The sequence below is a fragment of the Variovorax paradoxus EPS genome (genome assembly GCF_000184745.1).
Lineage (GTDB): Bacteria > Pseudomonadota > Gammaproteobacteria > Burkholderiales > Burkholderiaceae_C > Variovorax > Variovorax paradoxus_C.
In genome coordinates this window covers 4603979-4620732 of sequence record NC_014931.1, presented here as the reverse complement: position 1 = coordinate 4620732, position 16754 = coordinate 4603979, and the positions used below count along the sequence as shown (strand labels likewise).

Genomic DNA, 16754 nt, shown 5'->3' with positions numbered 1-16754 from the left:
CAATTTTAGGTGGCCCGGATGACGCCATCGGGCCGCTCGGCCATACAAACGACTTCTTCATGCCTTGTCTCCCGGGCGCACGCTGAGCCCGTAGAGCACCGTCTCGGCCTGGGTGGCGAGGAATTTCTCGGGGTCCAGGGCGCTTTCCCCGTCGACGCAGACCATGGCCGAATGCTTCCAGAGCATCAGGAAGACCATGGGCGCGATCACCGAATAGATCGCATGGTCGATGTCGACCGGCGCGAATTCGCCGCGGTCGATGCCGCGCTGAAGGATGCGCCGCAGCAGGTCGTGGCCGGGGCGCACCACCTGCTCGCGATAGAACTCCGCCAGATCGGGGAAGTTGCCGCCTTCGCTCATCATGAGCTTGGTCAGGCCGGAGGCCTTGGTCAGGCCCACGCGCTCCCACCACACATTCATGCAGTAGCGCAGCATCTCGGCGGTGGTGCCCTCGAAAGCCTCGAACTCGGCGTTCCACTCGGTGAAGCGGCCGCCGAGGTTCTCCATGATCACGGCCTTGAAGAGCTCTTCCTTGCTCGGAAAATACAGAAAGAGCGTGCCCTTGGAGACCCCGGCACGCGCCGCCACTTCTTCCGAACGGGTGGCGGCAAAGCCTTTTTCGACGAACAGGTCGAGCGCGGCGGCCAGCAGTTCGCCGGGGCGCGCTTCCTTCCGGCGTTCGCGCTTGGAGCGGACCGGACAGAACTTGTCGACAAGGGAACGGGGAGTGGGCATGTGGGTTAATGACTCGCGGGTTAGTAATGTAGTGACCGGCATCCGTCACGTCAAGCCGCGACAATATCGGGTTCGCCGTTTTCCAACCCAGCCGGAGCCGTGCCCATGTCTTCTTCACCGTCGTCCACCGAAACCATCGTGATTGGCGGGGGCTGCTTCTGGTGCACCGAAGCGGTCTTCGACCGTGTGCAGGGCGTACTCGACGTGGAGTCGGGTTATTGCAACGGTCAGGTGGTCAACCCGACCTACGAGCAGGTCTGCACCGGCCGCACCGGCCATGCCGAAGTCGTGAAGCTCGAATTCGATCCCGCCCAGATCAGCCTGCGCGAAATTCTGGAAATCTTCTTCGTCGTGCATGACCCGACAACGCTCAACCGCCAGGGCAACGACGTCGGCACGCAATACCGCAGCGGCATCTACTACACAAGCGATGCCCAAAAGCAGGTGGCCGAAGACGTGATCCGCGAAATCGAAGCCAGCAAGACCTATAGCGCACCCGTCGTCACCGAGGTGGCGCAGCTCGCCAACTACTCGGCTGCCGAGCCCTACCACCAGGACTACTTCCTGAACAACCCGAACCAAGGTTACTGCGCGTTCGTCGTCGGCCCCAAGGTCGAGAAGTTCCAGAAGACCTTCGCCTCGCGCGTCAAGGCCTGATCCGCCAGCCCTCCGTTTCCGTGCAGCTCGCTACCCGCCAATCCCCCCGCTTCTCGACCCGCGCGATCCTCGCCGTGCTGGCGATCGCGCTGTGGTTCGCGGGCACGCTGGGCGTGATGCACCGCTCGCTGCACGTGCCCGGTTTGCCGGCCGCCGCGGCCACGGTCCAGGCCGACAAGGGCGCTCATGTGCATGCGGGCCACGGCGTCGTCAGCCTCTTCGGCGACCACACCGACGCCGAGTGCCGTTTGTACGACCAGCTCTCGCACGGATCGAGCGCCCCCGGCGTGCCGCTGGTGGTGCTGCCGGTGCTGCTGCCCTCGGCCACTTTTGCCTATCTGCAGGGCGAAGCCATCGCCCGCTGGGTTGCGCTGTTCGACGCGCGCGGCCCGCCTTCCACTCGCTGAATCCCCCCGTGTTCCGGTCGCCGTGCCTGCCTTGTGCGGGCAACGGCGTGCCGTCCATTGATTCAACGAGTGTTCACCATGATTCCCAATTTCCGTCGCAACGCCATCGGCGTCGCCGTTCTTTCGCTCGCCTTCGCCGCTGCGTCCCACGCACAGGACACCACCCAAGTCCAGGTTCAGGCCCAGCCCGCCGATGCGGCCAGCCTGCCCGCGGTCACCGTCACCGGCAATCCGCTCGGCGCCAGCGACCTGATCGCGCCGACTGTCACGCTCTCGGGCGAAAAACTCCTGCTGCGTTCCGACTCGACGCTCGGCGAAACGCTCAACAACCTGCCCGGCGTGAGCAGCAGCTACTTCGGCCCCAACGCGAGCCGCCCGATCATCCGCGGGCAGGACGGCGATCGCATCCGCATCCTGCAGAACGGCGGCGGCGCGCCCGACGCCTCGGCGCTGAGCTACGACCACGCGGTGCCGGTCGACGCGCTGGTCACCGACCGCATCGAAGTGCTGCGCGGCCCCTCGGCGCTGCAATACGGCGGCAGCGCCGTGGGCGGCGTGGTCAACGTGATCGACAACCGCATCCCGACCGAACCCATCAACGGCTTCGGCGGCCGCGCCGACCTGGGCTTTTCCACCGGCAACAAGGAAAAGAACGGCGGCGTGGTGCTCGAAGGCGGCAACGACCGCTTCGCGCTGCACGTCGATGCCTTCAACCGCGACTCGAAAGACGTCTCGGTGCCCATCGACCTGAACTGCGAGAAGCCCGGCTCGCCCTGGCGCGCCCGCAAGATCTGCAACTCGGCCAACGAGGCGAACGGCGGCGCGGTCGGCGGCACGCTGTTCTTCGACCAGGGCTGGATCGGCGCCTCCGCCAGCACCTACCGCAGCAACTACGGCACCGTGGCCGAGGACGACGTGACCATCCGCATGAAGTCCGACCGCTACGCGCTCGAAGGCGAGTGGCGCCCGGGCGGCATCATCAGCAGCATCCACGCGAAGGTGAGCCACACCAACTACCGCCACACCGAGTTCGAAGGTCCCGAGGCCGGCACCACCTTCTCGAACATGAGCAACGACCTGCGCATCGAGGCGCGCCACCAGAAGATCGGCAACTTCGAAGGCCTCGTGGGCTTCAGCAGCGAGACCAACCGCTTCGCCGCCGACGGCGAGGAGGCATTCGCCCCGCACAGCCGAACGCGCTCCAACGCGCTCTTCCTCTATGAAGAGTACGGCGCCTCGTGGGGCAAGCTGAGCTTCGGCGCGCGCACCGAGAAGGTCCGCATCCGCTCGCTGGGCTATCCGGACGATCCGTCGGTCACCCGCTTCGCGATCGGCGAGCGCACCTTCAATCCGCACAGCGCGGCGTTCGGTGCGCTGGTCAACCTCACGCCGCAGTGGCAGTTGACCTCGAACCTCGCCTACACCGAGCGCGCACCGAAGGACTACGAACTGCTCGCCAACGGCCCGCACGTGGCGACGGCCGCGTGGGAAGTCGGCGACCCGAACCTGAAGAAGGAAAAGTCGACGGGCTTCGACCTCGGCGCGCAATGGAAGTCGGGTCCGAACACCGCACGCGTGAATGCCTACGTCACGCGCTTCAGCAACTACATCGGCCTCACCGCCTCGGGCCGCACGCTCGATGAAGAAGGCCAGGTGGTGACCGACCCGGCCGCCACCGACACGCTGGCCGAGTACGTCTACAGCGGCGTGCGCGCGCGCTTCACCGGCATCGAGGCGAGCGGCAACCTGCGCCTTTTGGGCGACGACGGTTTCGCGCCGATGCCCGATGCGTCGACGCTCGATCTCGAATGGCGCGGCGACGTGGTGCGCGCGAAGAACCTGGACACCGGCGAGCCGCTGCCGCGCATCGCGCCGTTCCGCACGGGTGCGACGCTGGTCTACGGCAACGGTCCGTGGAGCGCGCGTTTCGGCTTCGACTACAACGCCGCGCAGCGCCATGTGCCCAGCGTCGGCGCGCGCGAGACCGACGCCTACACGCTGTGGAACGCCGCGATTTCCTACCGCATGAAGGTGCAGCGCGCGAACCTCACCTGGTATGCGCGCGTCGACAACATCACCAACAAGCTGGCCTACAGCCCGACGTCGATCCTGACGACGACGGTGTATCCGAACTCGCCGTTGCCGGGGCGTTCGCTGAAGGTCGGGCTGCGCGTGACGTTCTGATCGAGGCCTTTCTCCCTCCCCTTTCGGGGGAGGGCAGGGGTGGGGGCTCGCGGCCTGTGATGAGGCCGCAGCTTCCACAAGCGCCGCTTGCCCCCATCCCGGCCTTCCCCCGGAAGGGGAAGGAGCAAGACAACAGAAATCGCTCGGCTATCCTCGCCGCGTGAACTCCTTCGTCATCTCCTCGCTGCTCCCCGTCGTCATCCTCATCGCCGCGGGCTACCTGGCCGGCAGGCGCCGATGGATCGGCGCTAACGCGGTGAAGGACCTGTCGAACCTCATCTTCCTGCTGCTCGCGCCCGCGCTGCTGTTCCGCGCGATGAGCACGGTGCATGTGCAGGAGCTCAGCCTCAAGCCGGTCGCCGCCTACTTCATCGCCTCGGGCCTGCTGTTCGCCGGCACGCTCGCGTTGCGCGGATTCAACCGCACGGCCGCGGTGCTCGCGCTCGCCAACACCTACAGCAACACCGTGATGATCGGCATCGCGCTCGTCGGCCTCGCCTATGGCGAGGCAGGCATGGTGGTGCTGCTGACGCTCATCTCGCTGCATTCGCTGGTGCTCATGACCAGTGCCACGCTTGTGCTCGAACTGGCCGTCGCGCGTGAGCATGCGGTGGTGAGCGGCGAAGAGAAACGCTCGATGGCGCGCACCGTGCTGCGTGCCTTGCGCAACGCCATCATCCACCCGGTGCCGCTGCCGATCATTGCGGGCCTGCTGTTCGCGCAGACCGGGCTCGTGATGCCCGAGGTGATCGACAAGCCCATCCAGTTGCTCGGCCAGGCCTTCGGCCCGGTGGCGCTCGTCATGGTGGGTATCACGCTCGCGCTCACGCCCATCGGGCGGCACTGGCGCGGCGCGCTGGTGCAGGCGCTCGTGAAAAACCTGCTGCATCCGCTGCTGGTCGCCGGCATCGGCTGGCTGCTCGGCGTGCGCGGCATCCCGCTCACCGTGATGGTGGTGGCGGCGGCGTTGCCCATCGGCGCCAACGTGTTCCTGTTCTCGCAGCGCTACCGCACGGCCGAAGACCTCGTCACGGCCAGCGTGGCCGTGTCGACGGTGCTGGCGCTGGGCACGCTCACGCTCGTGATGATCTGGGTGCAGTGGCTGCCCTGAGTGCGTTTCAGCGTTTGAGTCCTTCGGTTCTCGCCACTAGCCGGCTCGCGGCCTTTCGCTTTATCGGCCGCCCGCGGCTCCCTATGCCGTTTGGCAGGGGTGGCCATTTGGTGAGATGGCGCGCGGCGCCCATCGCCCTACATTTGCCGGCTGATGATTTACCCGGCGTGCTCTTCGCCCCTTGTTGCTATGGCGGTGGTCGCGACGGTGATCGCGCTCTTCGGCCCCACCGCGCAGGCGGCGGCCGATGCCAAGCCGTGCAGGACGCCGTGCCTTTCGGCCGGCGTGCCGCGCGAGAAGCCCGACAGGCCGGCAGAGGCCGACGCGAAGCCCGCACCTGCGCCCAGGCCCGCTGAAAGGACCAGGCCCAGGCCGCAGGCCACCGCGTCGGCCGCGCCCGCACCGCAGCAGCAGCAACACGAAGCGCCGAGAGAACCGATGGCGAAAAGGCCTGCGCCTTCGAAACGCTGCACCGACATCAACATGCGTGCCGCCGTCGGCGTGCCGCTGTCGGACGAAGACATGAAGACATTGAGGAGCCAGTGCTGATGATGAACACCACCACCACTCGACGGGTCCGCACCGCGCTGCGCGTGTTGACCCTGTGCGCCGCCGCGCTCGCCGCCGCCTGCGCGAACCGCCCCGCGCCCAGCAACGCGATGCCCTTCGACCAGGCCGTCAACCAGGCAGTGGACGACCTGATCGTGCAGACACAGAAGCTGCCGGCTTTTCTTGCGAAGGTGGAGTCGCTCTCGCAGCGCCGCATCGTGATCGACCCGTTGCTCGAGGGCGCGAGCGGCCAGCAGACCGAGGTGACGCGCGTGGCCGAGCAGCGCATCGTGCAGCGCATGCAGGCGCAGTTCAAGCAGTTCACCGTGACGCCGTTCAACACCGCCGAACTCGGCAGCGCGCAGTACGTGCTCAACGGCACGCTGATGCGCGACAAGGACGCCACCGCCGGCGGACGCTACCGCCTGAACCTCGCGCTCACCGAAATCAAGAGCGGCATGGTGATCGCGCAGTCGGTCGCGCGCATCAGCGACGCGACGCTCGACACCCGGCCCACCGCGTTCTTTCGCGACAGCCCGGTGAACGGCAAGGACCGCGGCGTGGAGGGCTACATCCGCACCGCCGAAACCCAGCCGGGGCAAGCGGCCGATGCGCTGTACCTCGAACGCTTGCCGACATCGACCGTGCTGCAGGAAGCAACTGCCGCGTACGAGGCCGGGCGCATGAGCGAAGCGCTGGGCCGCTACGAGGCGGCGTCGAAGCGGCCCGACGGGCAGCAGTTGCGCATCTACAGCGGGCTGTATCTCACGCAGTCGCAACTGGGCCGCACGGCCGATGCGGAAAAGACCTTCGGCACCATCGCGCGCCTGGGCCTGGAAACGAACAACCTGAGCGTCAAGTTCCTGTTCAAGCCGGGCTCGACCGATTTCCTCGGCGACCCGAAGATCAGCGCCGCCTATCCGATGTGGCTGCGCCAGATCGCACGCCAGGCGGCGCAGATCGATTCGTGCGTGGTGGTGACGGGGCACACGAGCCGCACGGGCTCGGAGTCGGTCAACGAGCGGCTGTCGCTGCAGCGCGCGGTGAGTGTCAAGTCGAAGCTGGTGACCGAGGCGCCGCCGCTCGCGAAGAAGCTGCGGGAGTCGGGCATGGGCTTCAGGGAGAACATCGTCGGCACCGGAGCCGACGATGCGAGCGACGCTCTGGATCGTCGCGTCGAATTCAAGGTCGTCGGCTGCGAGGCTTGACGCAACTCAGGGCGCGAGCCGCTCGCGCACCCAGTCGCTGCCTTCGAGCCGGTAGCGCAGCCGGTCGTGCAGCCGGCTCTTGCGGCCCTGCCAGAACTCCCACCGATCCGGCACCAGCCGGTAGCCGCCCCAGTGCGGCGGGCGCGGCGGCGAGAGCAGGTGCTTCGCCGCGGCCACGGCTGCGTTCTTCACCAGCACATCGCGTCCGCTGATCACTTCGCTCTGCGGGCTGGCCCAGGCGCCGATGCGCGAATCGAGCGGGCGGCTCGCGAAGTAGGCGTCGCTCTCGTCGGCACTGGCCTTCTCGACGCGGCCTTCAATGCGCACCACGCGCTCGAGTTCGACCCAGTGGAACTGCAGCGATGCATACGGATTGCCCGAGAGCTCGCGGCCCTTGCGGCTTTCGTAGTTGGTGTACCAGACGATGCCGCGCGCGTCGTAGCCCTTGATGAGCACGATGCGGCTGGAGGGCCGAAGGTCGCTGCCGACGGTGCACAGCGTCATCGCATTGGGTTCGGGCACCTGCGCATCGATGGCCTCGGTGAGCCAGCGTTCGAACTGCTTCAGTGGATCGCCCGCGCTGTGGGCCTCGCCGAGCTCGGCGCGCTCGTAGCTCTTGCGCAGCGCGGCGAGCGCTTCGTTGGAGAGAGGGGAAGTCATGCCGGGATTGTTGCGCACATACTCCGCCCATGACGATGAAGGCGACAAAAGCGAACTCTCCCTTGGTGATCGTGCTGGCCTCGGGCCGGGGCGAGCGCTTCATTGCCGCCGGCGGCACGGGCTCCAAACTGAAGGCCCTGCTCGCGGGCAAGCCGGTGCTGGAGCACACGCTCGATGCGGTGCGCGCGAGCGGTCTGCCGTGGCACCTGGAAGACGTGGGCCATCCGGGCATGGGCGACTCGATTGCCGCCGCGGTGCGCGCCACGCCCGATGCTGTCGGCTGGCTGATCCTGCCGGGCGATCTGCCACTGGTGCGGCCCGAGACATTGCAGGCGGTGGCTGCTGCGCTCAACGGCCGGGTGAACGCCGTGCAGCCGCAGTTCATGGGAGAGCGGGGCCATCCGGTCGCTTTTGCCGCCGGATGCCGCGCACAGCTCGCGGCGCTGGAGGGAAACCTGGGCGCGGCGCCGGTGCTGCGCGCCATGCGGGCCATCGATTCGGTCGCCGACCTCGCGGTGGACGATGCCGGCATCGTCACCGACATCGACACGCCCGAGGCCCTGGCGCGCGCCGAGGCCCTGTGGCTCGAACGCGCAGCGCGCTGATCGGGCGGATCAGCCCTTCGGAATCACCGCGCAGGCGATGCGCGGGCCCGAGTTGCCGGCCGGCTGCGTCGTGAAGTCGTCGCGGTCGCGGTGCACCACCAGCGCGCGGCCCACCACGTTGTTGGCGGCGCCGTCGGTCAGCGAGATCGAGTGGTCGTCCACGCTGAAGCGCGCCACGCCGCCGGCATCGGCCACCAGGCTTGGCAGTTCGCCGGCATGGCTTCCCGGCGCGGCGAACTTGCCGTGCGTACCGCCGGTCGGGTTGAAGTGGCCGCCCGAGGCGTTGCCGTTGTCGCCGCAGTCGCCCTTTTCATGGATGTGGAAGCCGTGCTCGCTGCCCGGCACGAGGCCGCGCACTTCGCCCGAGACGCGCACGCCGTGATCCAGCGCGGTGAGCTTGACCGTGCCGCGCGTCGGGTTGGGCGTGATCGCGGCGGTCGGCACCAGCTCGACGGCCGTGCTGGGCTTGCCGCCCATGCTGCCGCAGGCAGCCAGCACGGCGGTGGCGAGGAGGGCGGTGCCGGTGGCGAAGAGACGACGATGGTTCATGGTTTTTCCTTGGACGGTCCGGACGAGGGCCCGGATGAAGGTTGGGAAGAAGAATTGTCGGAAGACCCCGGAACATATACCGAAGGCGGGGGCGTGTCGCAATCAGCGGCTGCCGCGGATGCCTGTTGTTGCGCCTGCAGTTCCTGCTTCGCCTCGGCCAGCGCCAGCAGCCGCGCCAGCGCCGCATCGTGGATCGAATGCCGCTGCAGCTCGAGCAGCGTCTGCTGCGCATAGTCGAGCGAGCTGCCGTAGCGGCCGACCGCGTTGGCGAAGATGTGGCGGTAGCGCTCCTCGCTCAACTCGCCGGTGAAGTTGGGGCTGCGCCGCGAGAGCGTGAAGGCCAAAGCGCGCACCGGGCCCTCGGCGGTGTGGCAGTGCAGCCACTTGGGGTCGTACACGCCGGTGGGCATCTCGCGCAGCCAGAGGCGCTTCAATGTTTCCAGGCCCTCGGCCTTGGGAATCCGGAACACCATGCCGCGGCAACTGCCGCCCGAGAGCAGGCCGAACACGAGGCCCGGCGTCTGCACACTGCCGCGGTTGACCCGGCTCCACATCTTGAGCGCCCGGTGCCAGCCGTGCACCCAGGCCGGGCGCCGCTCGATGAAGCCGAACTCCGGCCGCCAGATCAGCGAGCCGTAGCCGAACAGCCAGAGGTCGTCGTGGCCGCCCCAGTCGGCAATCGCGCGCTCGAGCATGGGTTGCGGATCGCGCAGGGGCTTGGGCATGGGATCGAGGCCGGGCGGTCCCGGATTCGGCGCGGGGTCCGACACGGGCCTGTCAGGAGCGCCGCCTACAATTTCGGAATCATGGTTCACCGCACCATTATTTACCGACCCCTCGATTACGGAACACGCCCACCCATGAGCGACGACGGCCAGCAGAATTTCATCCTCGGCTTTCTCATGGCGCTGATCGCGTTGGTGATCTTCTTCGTGGTCGGCATCGTCATCTGGCACAAGGGCCACAGTGCCTCCGGTGCCGCGGTCGCCGCACAGGGCAAGCCAGCGGCCGTGGTGATCTCGTCGCCCGCACCCGGCGAAGCGCCCAAGCTGGCCGAAGTGACCGAGACGGTGACGGTCACGATCCCCGACGGCGCGAGCATCCGCGTGGTCAACGGCGTGGTGAACTTCTACTTCGCGACCGGCAGCGCCGACCTCGCACCGGGCGCCGCCGAGGCGCTGGCCGCAGTCATCAAGGGCGTGGAGAGCGGCCGCAAGGTGGTGGTCTCGGGCTTCCACGACACCACCGGCGATGCCGCCATCAACGAATCGCTGGCGAAGAAGCGGGCCGAGATGGTGCGCGACGTGCTCGTGGGCCTGGGTGTTCCGGCCGCCAAGGTCGACCTGCAGAAGCCCGAGGTGACCGCGGGTTCGGGCAACAACGCCGAGGCGCGCCGCGTCGAGGCCAGGCTGGTGGACTGAAGCCTGCCCGCCGAGCAGGCCCCACCCCGATTCAAGCTGCTACGATCCGCCGCCCCGGGGAAACAGCCTCCCGGTCTGTAAAGACAGACGGTGTCCCGTCCAAGTGCTGCTGACGCACAACGGAGCATCCTGCCGTGGACACCGACTTTTCTGACGCCCCTTCCGCATCCCCAGCGCTTTCTGCGCCCCTCCAGCCCGTTTCCTTCGCAGAGGCTTTCCGCTTCTGGCTCAAGCTCGGCTTCATCAGCTTCGGCGGCCCCGCCGGGCAGATCGCGATCATGCATGCCGAGCTGGTCGAGCGGCGGCGCTGGATCAGCGAGAAGCGCTTTCTTCACGCGCTGAACTTCTGCATGCTGCTGCCCGGCCCCGAGGCCCAGCAGCTCGCCACCTATATCGGCTGGCTCATGCACCGCACGCGGGGTGGCATCGTGGCCGGGGCGCTGTTCGTGCTGCCTTCGCTGTTCATCCTGATCGCGCTGTCGTGGATCTACCTGCGCTTCGGCCATGTGCCGGTGGTGGCCGGTATCTTCTACGGCATCAAGCCGGCCGTCACCGCACTGGTGCTGCACGCGGCGCACCGCATCGGCAGCCGCGCTTTGAAGAACCGGTGGATGTGGGGCATTGCCGCCGCCGCGTTCGTGGCGATCTTCGCGTTCGACACGCCGTTTCCGGCGATCGTGCTGGCAGCCGGCCTGCTCGGTCACTTCGGCGCGCGTTGGGCGCCCGGGGTTTTCGCACTCGGCGGCGGACATGGCAGTGCCAGTCAAAGCTACGGTCCGGCGCTGATCGACGACGACACGCCGACGCCGCCGCACGCGCGCTTCTCGCGCTCGCACCTCGCCAAGATCCTTGCGATCGGCCTGGGCCTCTGGCTGCTGGCCATGGGCGTGCTCGTTGCTACGCAGGGGCTGCAGGGCACGCTCACGCAGATGGGCTGGTTCTTCACCAAGGCGGCATTGCTGACCTTCGGCGGCGCCTACGCCGTGCTGCCCTACGTCTACCAGGGCGCCGTCGAACACCACCAGTGGCTGTCGGGCGCGCAGATGATCGATGGCCTTGCGCTGGGCGAGACGACGCCGGGTCCGCTCATCATGGTCGTGGCCTTCGTCGGCTTTGTCGGCGGATGGCTGAAAGAGGTGCTGGGGCCGGATTCGTTGTTCCTGGCGGGGGCGCTGGCCGCAACCGTCGTGACCTTCTTCACCTTCCTGCCCTCGTTCATCTTCATCCTCGCCGGCGGACCCGCCATCGAGGCCACGCACGGCAAGCTGGGCTTCACGGCGCCGCTGTCGGCGATCACGGCGGCGGTGGTGGGCGTGATCCTGAACCTGGCGCTTTTCTTCGCGTACCACGTGCTCTGGCCGCAGGGCTTCGGCGGCCGCTTCGACGCCGTGTCGGCGCTGATCGCCGTCGCGGCGGCCGTCGCCTTGTTCCGCCTCAAGGTCGGCGTGATGCCGCTGCTCGGGGCCTGCGCGGCCATCGGGTTGGCGATGACCCTGTTGCTGCCCGCACTGCGCTGACACCGGTATCGGGGGCAGGGCATGCGCCCGGCGATGCCCGAGTAAATTCGTATCGTTTGGCGCCCGGATTTCATCGGCTGTTTGCGCCTGCCTTGGTACGATGAGCTTCCAGGCCACCAGTCGCTCCGGCGACACGCAGCAAGAGCCATCTACCCCCATGAGCAGCACACACCCCACCGTCCGCGACGTCACCGATCGCATCCGCGAGCGCAGCCATGGCACGCGCAGCGCCTACCTCGCACGGCTCGCCGAAATCCGCGGCCGCGACCGCGGTTCCGAGCGCATGGGCTGCGCCAACGTGGCGCATGCCGTGGCCGGCATCCCGGCCAACGACAAGTTCAAGGTGGTGACCGAGCGCGCACCCAACCTCGGCATCGTCACCGCCTACAACGACATGCTCTCGGCCCACGCGCCGTACCAGGGCTACCCGGACATCATCAAGCAGGAGGCGCGGCGCCTCGGCGCCACCGCGCAGGTCGCGGGCGGCGTGCCGGCGATGTGCGATGGCGTCACGCAGGGCACGCCCGGCATGGAGCTGAGCCTCTTCAGCCGCGACGTCATCGCCATGAGCACCGCGATCGCGCTCACGCACGACATGTTCGACGGCGCGCTGATGCTCGGCGTGTGCGACAAGATCGTGCCCGGCCTCCTGATCGGCGCGCTGCACTTCGGCCATCTGCCGACCGTGTTCGTGCCCGCGGGGCCGATGCCCTCAGGCCTCTCGAACAATGCCAAGTCGAAGGTGCGGGAGCAAGCGGCGCAGGGCCTCGTGGGCCGGCAGGGGCTGCTCGATGCCGAGATGGCGGCGTATCACACGGTAGGCACCTGCACCTTCTACGGCACCGCCAACAGCAACCAGATGTTGCTCGAAGCCATGGGCCTGCATGTGCCCGGCACGGCCTTCATCCAGCCCGGCGATGCGATGCGCGAAACGCTCACGCGCGAGGCGGTGCGCACCGTGCTGGGCAAGGCGGGCGAGACTGCCTTCAACTGCCCGCCCATCGGCGAGATGGTCGACGAGCGCTGCATCGTGAATGCGATGGCCGCGCTGCTGGCCACCGGCGGTTCGACGAACCATCTGATCCACTGGGTGGCCGTGGCCCGCGCCGCGGGCATCGTGATCGACTGGGACGACTTCTCGAAGCTCTCGGACATCATTCCGCTGCTGACCCGCGTGTACCCCAATGGCAGCGCCGACGTGAACGAGTTCCAGGCCGCGGGCGGCCCCGGCTTCGTGATCGGCGAGCTGGTCGATGCGGGCCTGATGCACGCCGACGTGCTCACCGTGCGCGCCGGTGGCATCCGCGAATTCGCCAACATTCCGACGCTGGCCGACAGCGGCGAGCAGCGCCTGAGCTGGACGCCCGCCGCCCCGTCGAAAAACGACGCGGTCGCACGCACCGTGGCCGAGCCGTTCAGCGCCACCGGCGGCCTGAAGCTCCTCAGCGGCAACCTGGGCCGCAGCGTGATCAAGGTTTCCTCCGTGCCCGACGACCGCCATGTGATCGAAGCGCCCGCCCGCGTGTTCGACTCGCAGGCCGCCCTGCACAAGGCTTTCACCGCCGGCGAACTGGAGCGCGACGTGGTCTGCGTGGTGCGCTGGCAGGGCCCGCAGGCCAATGGCATGCCCGAGCTGCACAAGCTCACGCCGCCGCTCTCGGTGCTGCAAGGCAAGGGCTTTCGCGTCGCGCTGGTCACCGATGGCCGCATGAGCGGTGCGTCGGGCAAGATTCCGGCGGCCATCCACGTGTCGCCCGAAGCGGCCGCGGGCGGCCCGCTGGCCAAGGTGCGCGACGGCGACGTGATCCGCCTCGATGCAGTGGCGGGTACGCTCGCCGTGCTGCTGCCCGAAGACGAATGGGCCGCGCGCGAAACCGCGACGCTGCCCGAAGCGCAGCGCATCGCCGACGGACACGGCCTCGGCCGCGAACTGTTCGCCGGCATGCGCCGCAATGCACTCACCGCTGAAGAAGGAGCCTGCTCATGGCTGTAGACAACAACAAACTCACCGCCCTCGACGTGATGCGCGACGCGCCGGTCATTCCGGTCATCGTGCTCAACGACGTGAAAGACGCCATTCCGCTGGCGCGCGCGCTGGTGGCGGGTGGCATCCGCATGCTCGAGGTCACGCTGCGCACGCCGCAGGCGCTGCAGTGCATCGAGGCCATCGCCAAGGAAGTGCCCGAGGCCGTGGCCGGCGCCGGCACCATCCGCAGCGCGGCCGATGCGCAGGCCTCGGCACTGGCCGGCGCGAAGTTCGGCGTGAGCCCGGGCTACACGCGCGCGGTCGGCAAGGCCTGCCACGACCTCGGCCTGCCGCTCTTGCCCGGCGTGGCGACCGGCAGCGAAATCATGACGGCGCAGGAGGACGGCTACACCCAGCTCAAGTTCTTCCCCGCGCTGCAAGCCGGCGGCCTGCCGATGCTCAAGGCATGGCAAGGTCCGTTCGGCGACGTCACCTTCTGCCCCACGGGCGGCATCCATGCGGGCAACGCGGCCGAGTTCCTCGCGTTGTCGAACGTGGCCTGCGTGGGCGGCTCGTGGATCGTGCCGACGGATGCGATCCGCGACGGCGACTGGTCCCGCATCGAACAGCTGGCACGCGCAGCGAGCCAGCTGTCCCGCTGACATGCGCGCCGAATTCGACGCGAGCGACCTGAAGGTCATCGCGTTCGACGTGTTCGGCACGGTGGTCGACTGGCACAGCGGCATTGCCGCCGAAGTCGAGCGCGCGCTGCCGGGGGTGGAAGGCGCGACCTTTGCGCTGGCATGGCGCGCCGGCTACCAGCCCGCGATGAAGGCGGTGATGGAGCGCATCGCGGCGGGCGAGGGCGGCTTCACGCTGCTCGACGAGCTGCACCTGAGCATGCTCGAACAGGTGCTGCGCGACTTCGACCTGACCGACCGCCTGGACACCGCCGCCAAGCGCGACCTGAGCCGTGCGTGGCACCGGCTGCCGGCATGGCCCGATTCGGTGGCGGGGCTCACGCGGCTCAAGAAGAAGTTCACCATCTGCACGCTCTCGAACGGCAACATCGGCTTGCTGACCGAGATGGCCAAGCGTGCGGGCCTGCCCTGGGATTGCGTGCTGTCGGCCGAGGTCTTCAAGGCCTACAAGCCCGATCCGCGCACCTACCTCGGCGTGGCCGGCGTGTTCGATGCAACGCCGGGGCAGGTGATGCTGGCCGCGGCGCACCACGACGACCTGGCCGCCGCACGCGTGTGCGGCCTCAAGACCGCCTACATCGAGCGCCCCCACGAGTTCGGCCGCGCGCAGCCGAAGGATGTTTCGCCGCAGCCGGACAACAGCCTGCATGCGCGCGACATCAACGAACTGGCCGATCTGCTGGGCTGCTGATCAGTCCGTCAGAAGTTTCTCGACCGTGCGGAGGTTGCGCGTCGTCGTGCTCGATTTGTAGCGCGTCTTCGCCAGCAGCTTGGCCACCGGCGTGTCGGTGCTCTCGCCGCGCGGGCATTGCCAGTACAGCACGCCCTTGCCTTGCTTCAGCCGTTCGAGCTTGGGGTCGACGGTACCGGCTTTTTCCATCACTTCATCGAGCATCGCGGGATCGGAGCCGAACACGAGGTACGGATGCCGCTCTTCATCGATGCGCTCGAAGGGATAGGCCGCGGCCATGTCGGCCACCTGCTTCTGCGTGAGCAGCACGATCCACGCGTCGTAGTCGAAGCGCTTGCGCAGCGCCTGCTCGATGCGTGTGCGCAACGCGCCAGCATCGCGCTCGTCGGTATCAAAGAGCACGTTGCCGCTCGCGAGCACTGTGCGCACCGCATCGAATCCGAGTTCGACGAAGAGCGCCTTCAAGTCGGCGCTCTTGATCGTGATGCCGTTGACGTTCACGCCGCGCAGCAATGCGACGTGGCGCGTTGATGTTGTCGTCGTCTTCTTTTCTTTCTTCGGGCTGGCCATGGCGTTACCCGAAGCGCTTCAGCGTAGACCCGCGCCTTCAGCGGATTCAGCGCGCTGGATCAGCTCGATCTTGTAGCCATCGGGGTCCGTCACGAAGGCGATCACCGTCGTGCCGCCCTTGACCGGACCGGCCTCGCGCGTCACGTTGCCGCCCGCGGCCTTGATCTTCTCGCAGGCCGCATACGCATCGGGCACGCCGAGCGCGATGTGGCCGTAGGCGGTGCCCAGGTCGTAGCTCTCGGTGCCCCAGTTGTAGGTGAGCTCGATCTCGGCCTGGTCGGGGTTGCCCTTGTCGAAGCCAAGGAAGGCGAGGCTGTACTTGTACTCGGGGTTCTCGGAGGTGCGCAGCAGGTTCATGCCGAGCACCTTTGTGTAGAAGTCGATGGAGCGCTGGAGGTTGCCAACGCGCAGCATGGTGTGAAGGAATCGCATCTCGTGGTGCCGTGTAGTTATATGAAAGGGGGAGCCGCTATTGTCGGCTTCCCGCCGCGTCAATCAAGCCGCCGCCGTGAGCAGGTGGGCCTCGTGGCGCTTGAGGAATTCCATCAGGTGCTGCGGATATTCCGGCACCACCGCATCGCGCACGCTCGGGCGTACGGCCAGTGCCTTGCGCCAGGCATCGACCTTGGGCAGCGCGGCGAAGATGCGCGAATCGATGAGCGTGTCGAACACCTCGAAGTAGCGGAACACCGGCGCGAACACGGCATCGACCAAGCTGAAATTCTTGCCCGCGAAGTAGGGGCCGGCGCCGAGCGCAGCCTCGACGCGCTCGAACTTCGCGACCAGCGCGAGGCGCTTCTGCTCGAACACCGCCGCATCCTGCGTGGTCTCGTAGCCCCACAGGTCGGCGAGGATGGCCGAGCCGAACTCCATCCACGCGCGGTGCTCGGCGCGGGTGAGCGGGTCTTCCGGGTGCAGGCGGGCGCCGGGTTGTGTTTCTTCGAGGTACTCGCAGATCACGTTGCTCTCGAACAGCACAGCCTCGGTGCCGTCGGCGCGCTGCACCTTCAGCAGCGGCACCTTGCCTAGCGGCGAGATGTCGAGAAACCACTGGGGCTTGTTCGCGAGATCGATCACGACGCGCTCGAAGGGCACGCCTTTTTCACCGAGCGCGATGGCCGCGCGCTGGACGTAAGGGCACAGCAGATGGCTGACGAGGGTGAGGGGCTGGGAGGGTTGGGCGTGTTGGGACATGGGGGCTCTCCGTCTTCGGTTGTGTGGTT

The 16754-nt window shown here is 67.7% G+C and carries 19 protein-coding genes; 11 read left to right on the top strand and 8 right to left on the bottom strand.

The window, feature by feature from the left end:
* Positions 1-57 precede the first annotated feature (57 nt).
* On the bottom strand, positions 58-735 hold the full coding sequence (locus tag VARPA_RS21410) for a TetR/AcrR family transcriptional regulator (protein ID WP_013542676.1): 678 nt from the start codon (positions 733-735) through the stop codon (positions 58-60).
* 105 nt (positions 736-840) lie between these two features.
* On the opposite strand from VARPA_RS21410, the gene msrA reads away from it, so the two are divergent.
* From msrA to VARPA_RS21390, 4 genes are all read left to right on the top strand, one after another.
* Entirely contained in the window at positions 841-1392 is a 552-nt protein-coding gene (gene msrA / locus VARPA_RS21405; RefSeq protein ID WP_013542675.1) for a peptide-methionine (S)-S-oxide reductase MsrA, read from the top strand.
* A gap of 20 nt (positions 1393-1412) precedes the next feature.
* Positions 1413-1799: a hypothetical protein gene (locus tag VARPA_RS21400; protein ID WP_013542674.1), complete on the top strand. Its 387-nt coding sequence runs from the start codon at positions 1413-1415 to the stop codon at positions 1797-1799.
* 78 nt (positions 1800-1877) lie between these two features.
* Positions 1878-3983, top strand: a complete 2106-nt coding sequence (locus VARPA_RS21395; protein ID WP_013542673.1) for a TonB-dependent receptor — start codon at positions 1878-1880, stop codon at positions 3981-3983.
* A 160-nt stretch (positions 3984-4143) separates the two neighbouring features.
* Positions 4144-5094 (top strand): AEC family transporter, encoded by a 951-nt coding sequence (locus tag VARPA_RS21390; RefSeq protein ID WP_013542672.1) that lies wholly within the window; start codon positions 4144-4146, stop codon positions 5092-5094.
* 158 nt (positions 5095-5252) lie between these two features.
* On the opposite strand, the gene VARPA_RS21385 is transcribed toward VARPA_RS21390, so the two are convergent.
* Positions 5253-5618, bottom strand: a complete 366-nt coding sequence (locus VARPA_RS21385; RefSeq protein ID WP_041942987.1) for a hypothetical protein — start codon at positions 5616-5618, stop codon at positions 5253-5255.
* Positions 5619-5642: 24 nt separating this feature from the next.
* On the opposite strand from VARPA_RS21385, the gene VARPA_RS21380 reads away from it, so the two are divergent.
* The gene (locus VARPA_RS21380; protein WP_013542671.1) at positions 5643-6851 is read left to right on the top strand and encodes an OmpA family protein; all 1209 of its coding nucleotides are present in this window, start codon (positions 5643-5645) and stop codon (positions 6849-6851) included.
* A gap of 6 nt (positions 6852-6857) precedes the next feature.
* Here the strand turns inward: VARPA_RS21380 and pdxH are convergent, their stop codons facing one another.
* Positions 6858-7511: a pyridoxamine 5'-phosphate oxidase gene (pdxH, locus tag VARPA_RS21375; protein WP_013542670.1), complete on the bottom strand. Its 654-nt coding sequence runs from the start codon at positions 7509-7511 to the stop codon at positions 6858-6860.
* 29 nt (positions 7512-7540) lie between these two features.
* Here pdxH and VARPA_RS21370 point away from each other — a divergent pair, with 29 nt between their 5' ends.
* Positions 7541-8116, top strand: a complete 576-nt coding sequence (locus VARPA_RS21370) for a nucleotidyltransferase family protein (protein WP_013542669.1) — start codon at positions 7541-7543, stop codon at positions 8114-8116.
* Between the two features lie 9 nt (positions 8117-8125).
* Here VARPA_RS21370 and VARPA_RS21365 read toward each other — a convergent pair whose 3' ends face one another.
* On the bottom strand, positions 8126-8665 hold the full coding sequence (locus VARPA_RS21365) for a superoxide dismutase family protein (RefSeq protein WP_013542668.1): 540 nt from the start codon (positions 8663-8665) through the stop codon (positions 8126-8128).
* Positions 8662-9390, bottom strand: a complete 729-nt coding sequence (locus VARPA_RS21360) for a gamma-glutamylcyclotransferase (RefSeq protein WP_013542667.1) — start codon at positions 9388-9390, stop codon at positions 8662-8664. The genes VARPA_RS21365 and VARPA_RS21360 overlap by 4 nt, the downstream gene beginning before the upstream one ends.
* A gap of 135 nt (positions 9391-9525) precedes the next feature.
* Between VARPA_RS21360 and VARPA_RS21355 the strand changes: the two genes are divergently transcribed.
* The 5 genes from VARPA_RS21355 (at position 9526) to VARPA_RS21335 (ending at position 14961) form a co-directional block, all read left to right on the top strand.
* Positions 9526-10086 (top strand): OmpA family protein, encoded by a 561-nt coding sequence (locus tag VARPA_RS21355; RefSeq protein WP_013542666.1) that lies wholly within the window; start codon positions 9526-9528, stop codon positions 10084-10086.
* Between the two features lie 134 nt (positions 10087-10220).
* Complete coding sequence (chrA, locus tag VARPA_RS21350; protein WP_013542665.1) at positions 10221-11603, top strand: chromate efflux transporter; 1383 nt, start codon at positions 10221-10223, stop codon at positions 11601-11603.
* 157 nt (positions 11604-11760) lie between these two features.
* A complete protein-coding gene (gene edd, locus VARPA_RS21345; RefSeq protein WP_013542664.1) occupies positions 11761-13596 on the top strand; it encodes a phosphogluconate dehydratase in 1836 nt (611 codons plus the stop codon).
* Positions 13587-14231: a bifunctional 4-hydroxy-2-oxoglutarate aldolase/2-dehydro-3-deoxy-phosphogluconate aldolase gene (eda, locus tag VARPA_RS21340; protein WP_013542663.1), complete on the top strand. Its 645-nt coding sequence runs from the start codon at positions 13587-13589 to the stop codon at positions 14229-14231. Before edd ends, eda begins: the two co-directional genes overlap by 10 nt.
* Position 14232: 1 nt before the next feature.
* Positions 14233-14961 (top strand): haloacid dehalogenase type II, encoded by a 729-nt coding sequence (locus tag VARPA_RS21335; protein WP_013542662.1) that lies wholly within the window; start codon positions 14233-14235, stop codon positions 14959-14961.
* On the opposite strand, the gene VARPA_RS21330 is transcribed toward VARPA_RS21335, so the two are convergent.
* From VARPA_RS21330 to VARPA_RS21320, 3 genes are all read right to left on the bottom strand, one after another.
* Complete coding sequence (locus tag VARPA_RS21330; RefSeq protein ID WP_013542661.1) at positions 14962-15531, bottom strand: DUF1697 domain-containing protein; 570 nt, start codon at positions 15529-15531, stop codon at positions 14962-14964. It lies immediately after the preceding gene.
* 18 nt (positions 15532-15549) lie between these two features.
* Positions 15550-15963 (bottom strand): lactoylglutathione lyase, encoded by a 414-nt coding sequence (gene gloA, locus VARPA_RS21325; protein ID WP_013542660.1) that lies wholly within the window; start codon positions 15961-15963, stop codon positions 15550-15552.
* 63 nt (positions 15964-16026) lie between these two features.
* Complete coding sequence (locus VARPA_RS21320) at positions 16027-16725, bottom strand: glutathione S-transferase family protein (protein ID WP_013542659.1); 699 nt, start codon at positions 16723-16725, stop codon at positions 16027-16029.
* Between the last annotated feature and the right edge of the window lie 29 nt (positions 16726-16754).

Excerpts from the sequence above, each read along its gene's own strand:
- VARPA_RS21410 (WP_013542676.1), bottom strand. The coding sequence starts at position 735 with ATGCCCACTCCCCGTTCCCTTGTCGACAAGTTCTGTCCGGTCCGCTCC.
- msrA (WP_013542675.1), top strand. The coding sequence starts at position 841 with ATGTCTTCTTCACCGTCGTCCACCGAAACCATCGTGATTGGCGGGGGC.
- VARPA_RS21395 (WP_013542673.1), top strand. The coding sequence starts at position 1,878 with ATGATTCCCAATTTCCGTCGCAACGCCATCGGCGTCGCCGTTCTTTCG.
- VARPA_RS21385 (WP_041942987.1), bottom strand. The coding sequence starts at position 5,618 with ATGTCTTCGTCCGACAGCGGCACGCCGACGGCGGCACGCATGTTGATG.
- VARPA_RS21380 (WP_013542671.1), top strand. The coding sequence starts at position 5,643 with ATGATGAACACCACCACCACTCGACGGGTCCGCACCGCGCTGCGCGTG.
- pdxH (WP_013542670.1), bottom strand. The coding sequence starts at position 7,511 with ATGACTTCCCCTCTCTCCAACGAAGCGCTCGCCGCGCTGCGCAAGAGC.
- VARPA_RS21370 (WP_013542669.1), top strand. The coding sequence starts at position 7,541 with ATGACGATGAAGGCGACAAAAGCGAACTCTCCCTTGGTGATCGTGCTG.
- VARPA_RS21365 (WP_013542668.1), bottom strand. The coding sequence starts at position 8,665 with ATGAACCATCGTCGTCTCTTCGCCACCGGCACCGCCCTCCTCGCCACC.
- VARPA_RS21360 (WP_013542667.1), bottom strand. The coding sequence starts at position 9,390 with ATGCCCAAGCCCCTGCGCGATCCGCAACCCATGCTCGAGCGCGCGATT.
- VARPA_RS21355 (WP_013542666.1), top strand. The coding sequence starts at position 9,526 with ATGAGCGACGACGGCCAGCAGAATTTCATCCTCGGCTTTCTCATGGCG.
- edd (WP_013542664.1), top strand. The coding sequence starts at position 11,761 with ATGAGCAGCACACACCCCACCGTCCGCGACGTCACCGATCGCATCCGC.
- eda (WP_013542663.1), top strand. The coding sequence starts at position 13,587 with ATGGCTGTAGACAACAACAAACTCACCGCCCTCGACGTGATGCGCGAC.
- VARPA_RS21335 (WP_013542662.1), top strand. The coding sequence starts at position 14,233 with ATGCGCGCCGAATTCGACGCGAGCGACCTGAAGGTCATCGCGTTCGAC.
- VARPA_RS21330 (WP_013542661.1), bottom strand. The coding sequence starts at position 15,531 with ATGGCCAGCCCGAAGAAAGAAAAGAAGACGACGACAACATCAACGCGC.
- gloA (WP_013542660.1), bottom strand. The coding sequence starts at position 15,963 with ATGCGATTCCTTCACACCATGCTGCGCGTTGGCAACCTCCAGCGCTCC.
- VARPA_RS21320 (WP_013542659.1), bottom strand. The coding sequence starts at position 16,725 with ATGTCCCAACACGCCCAACCCTCCCAGCCCCTCACCCTCGTCAGCCAT.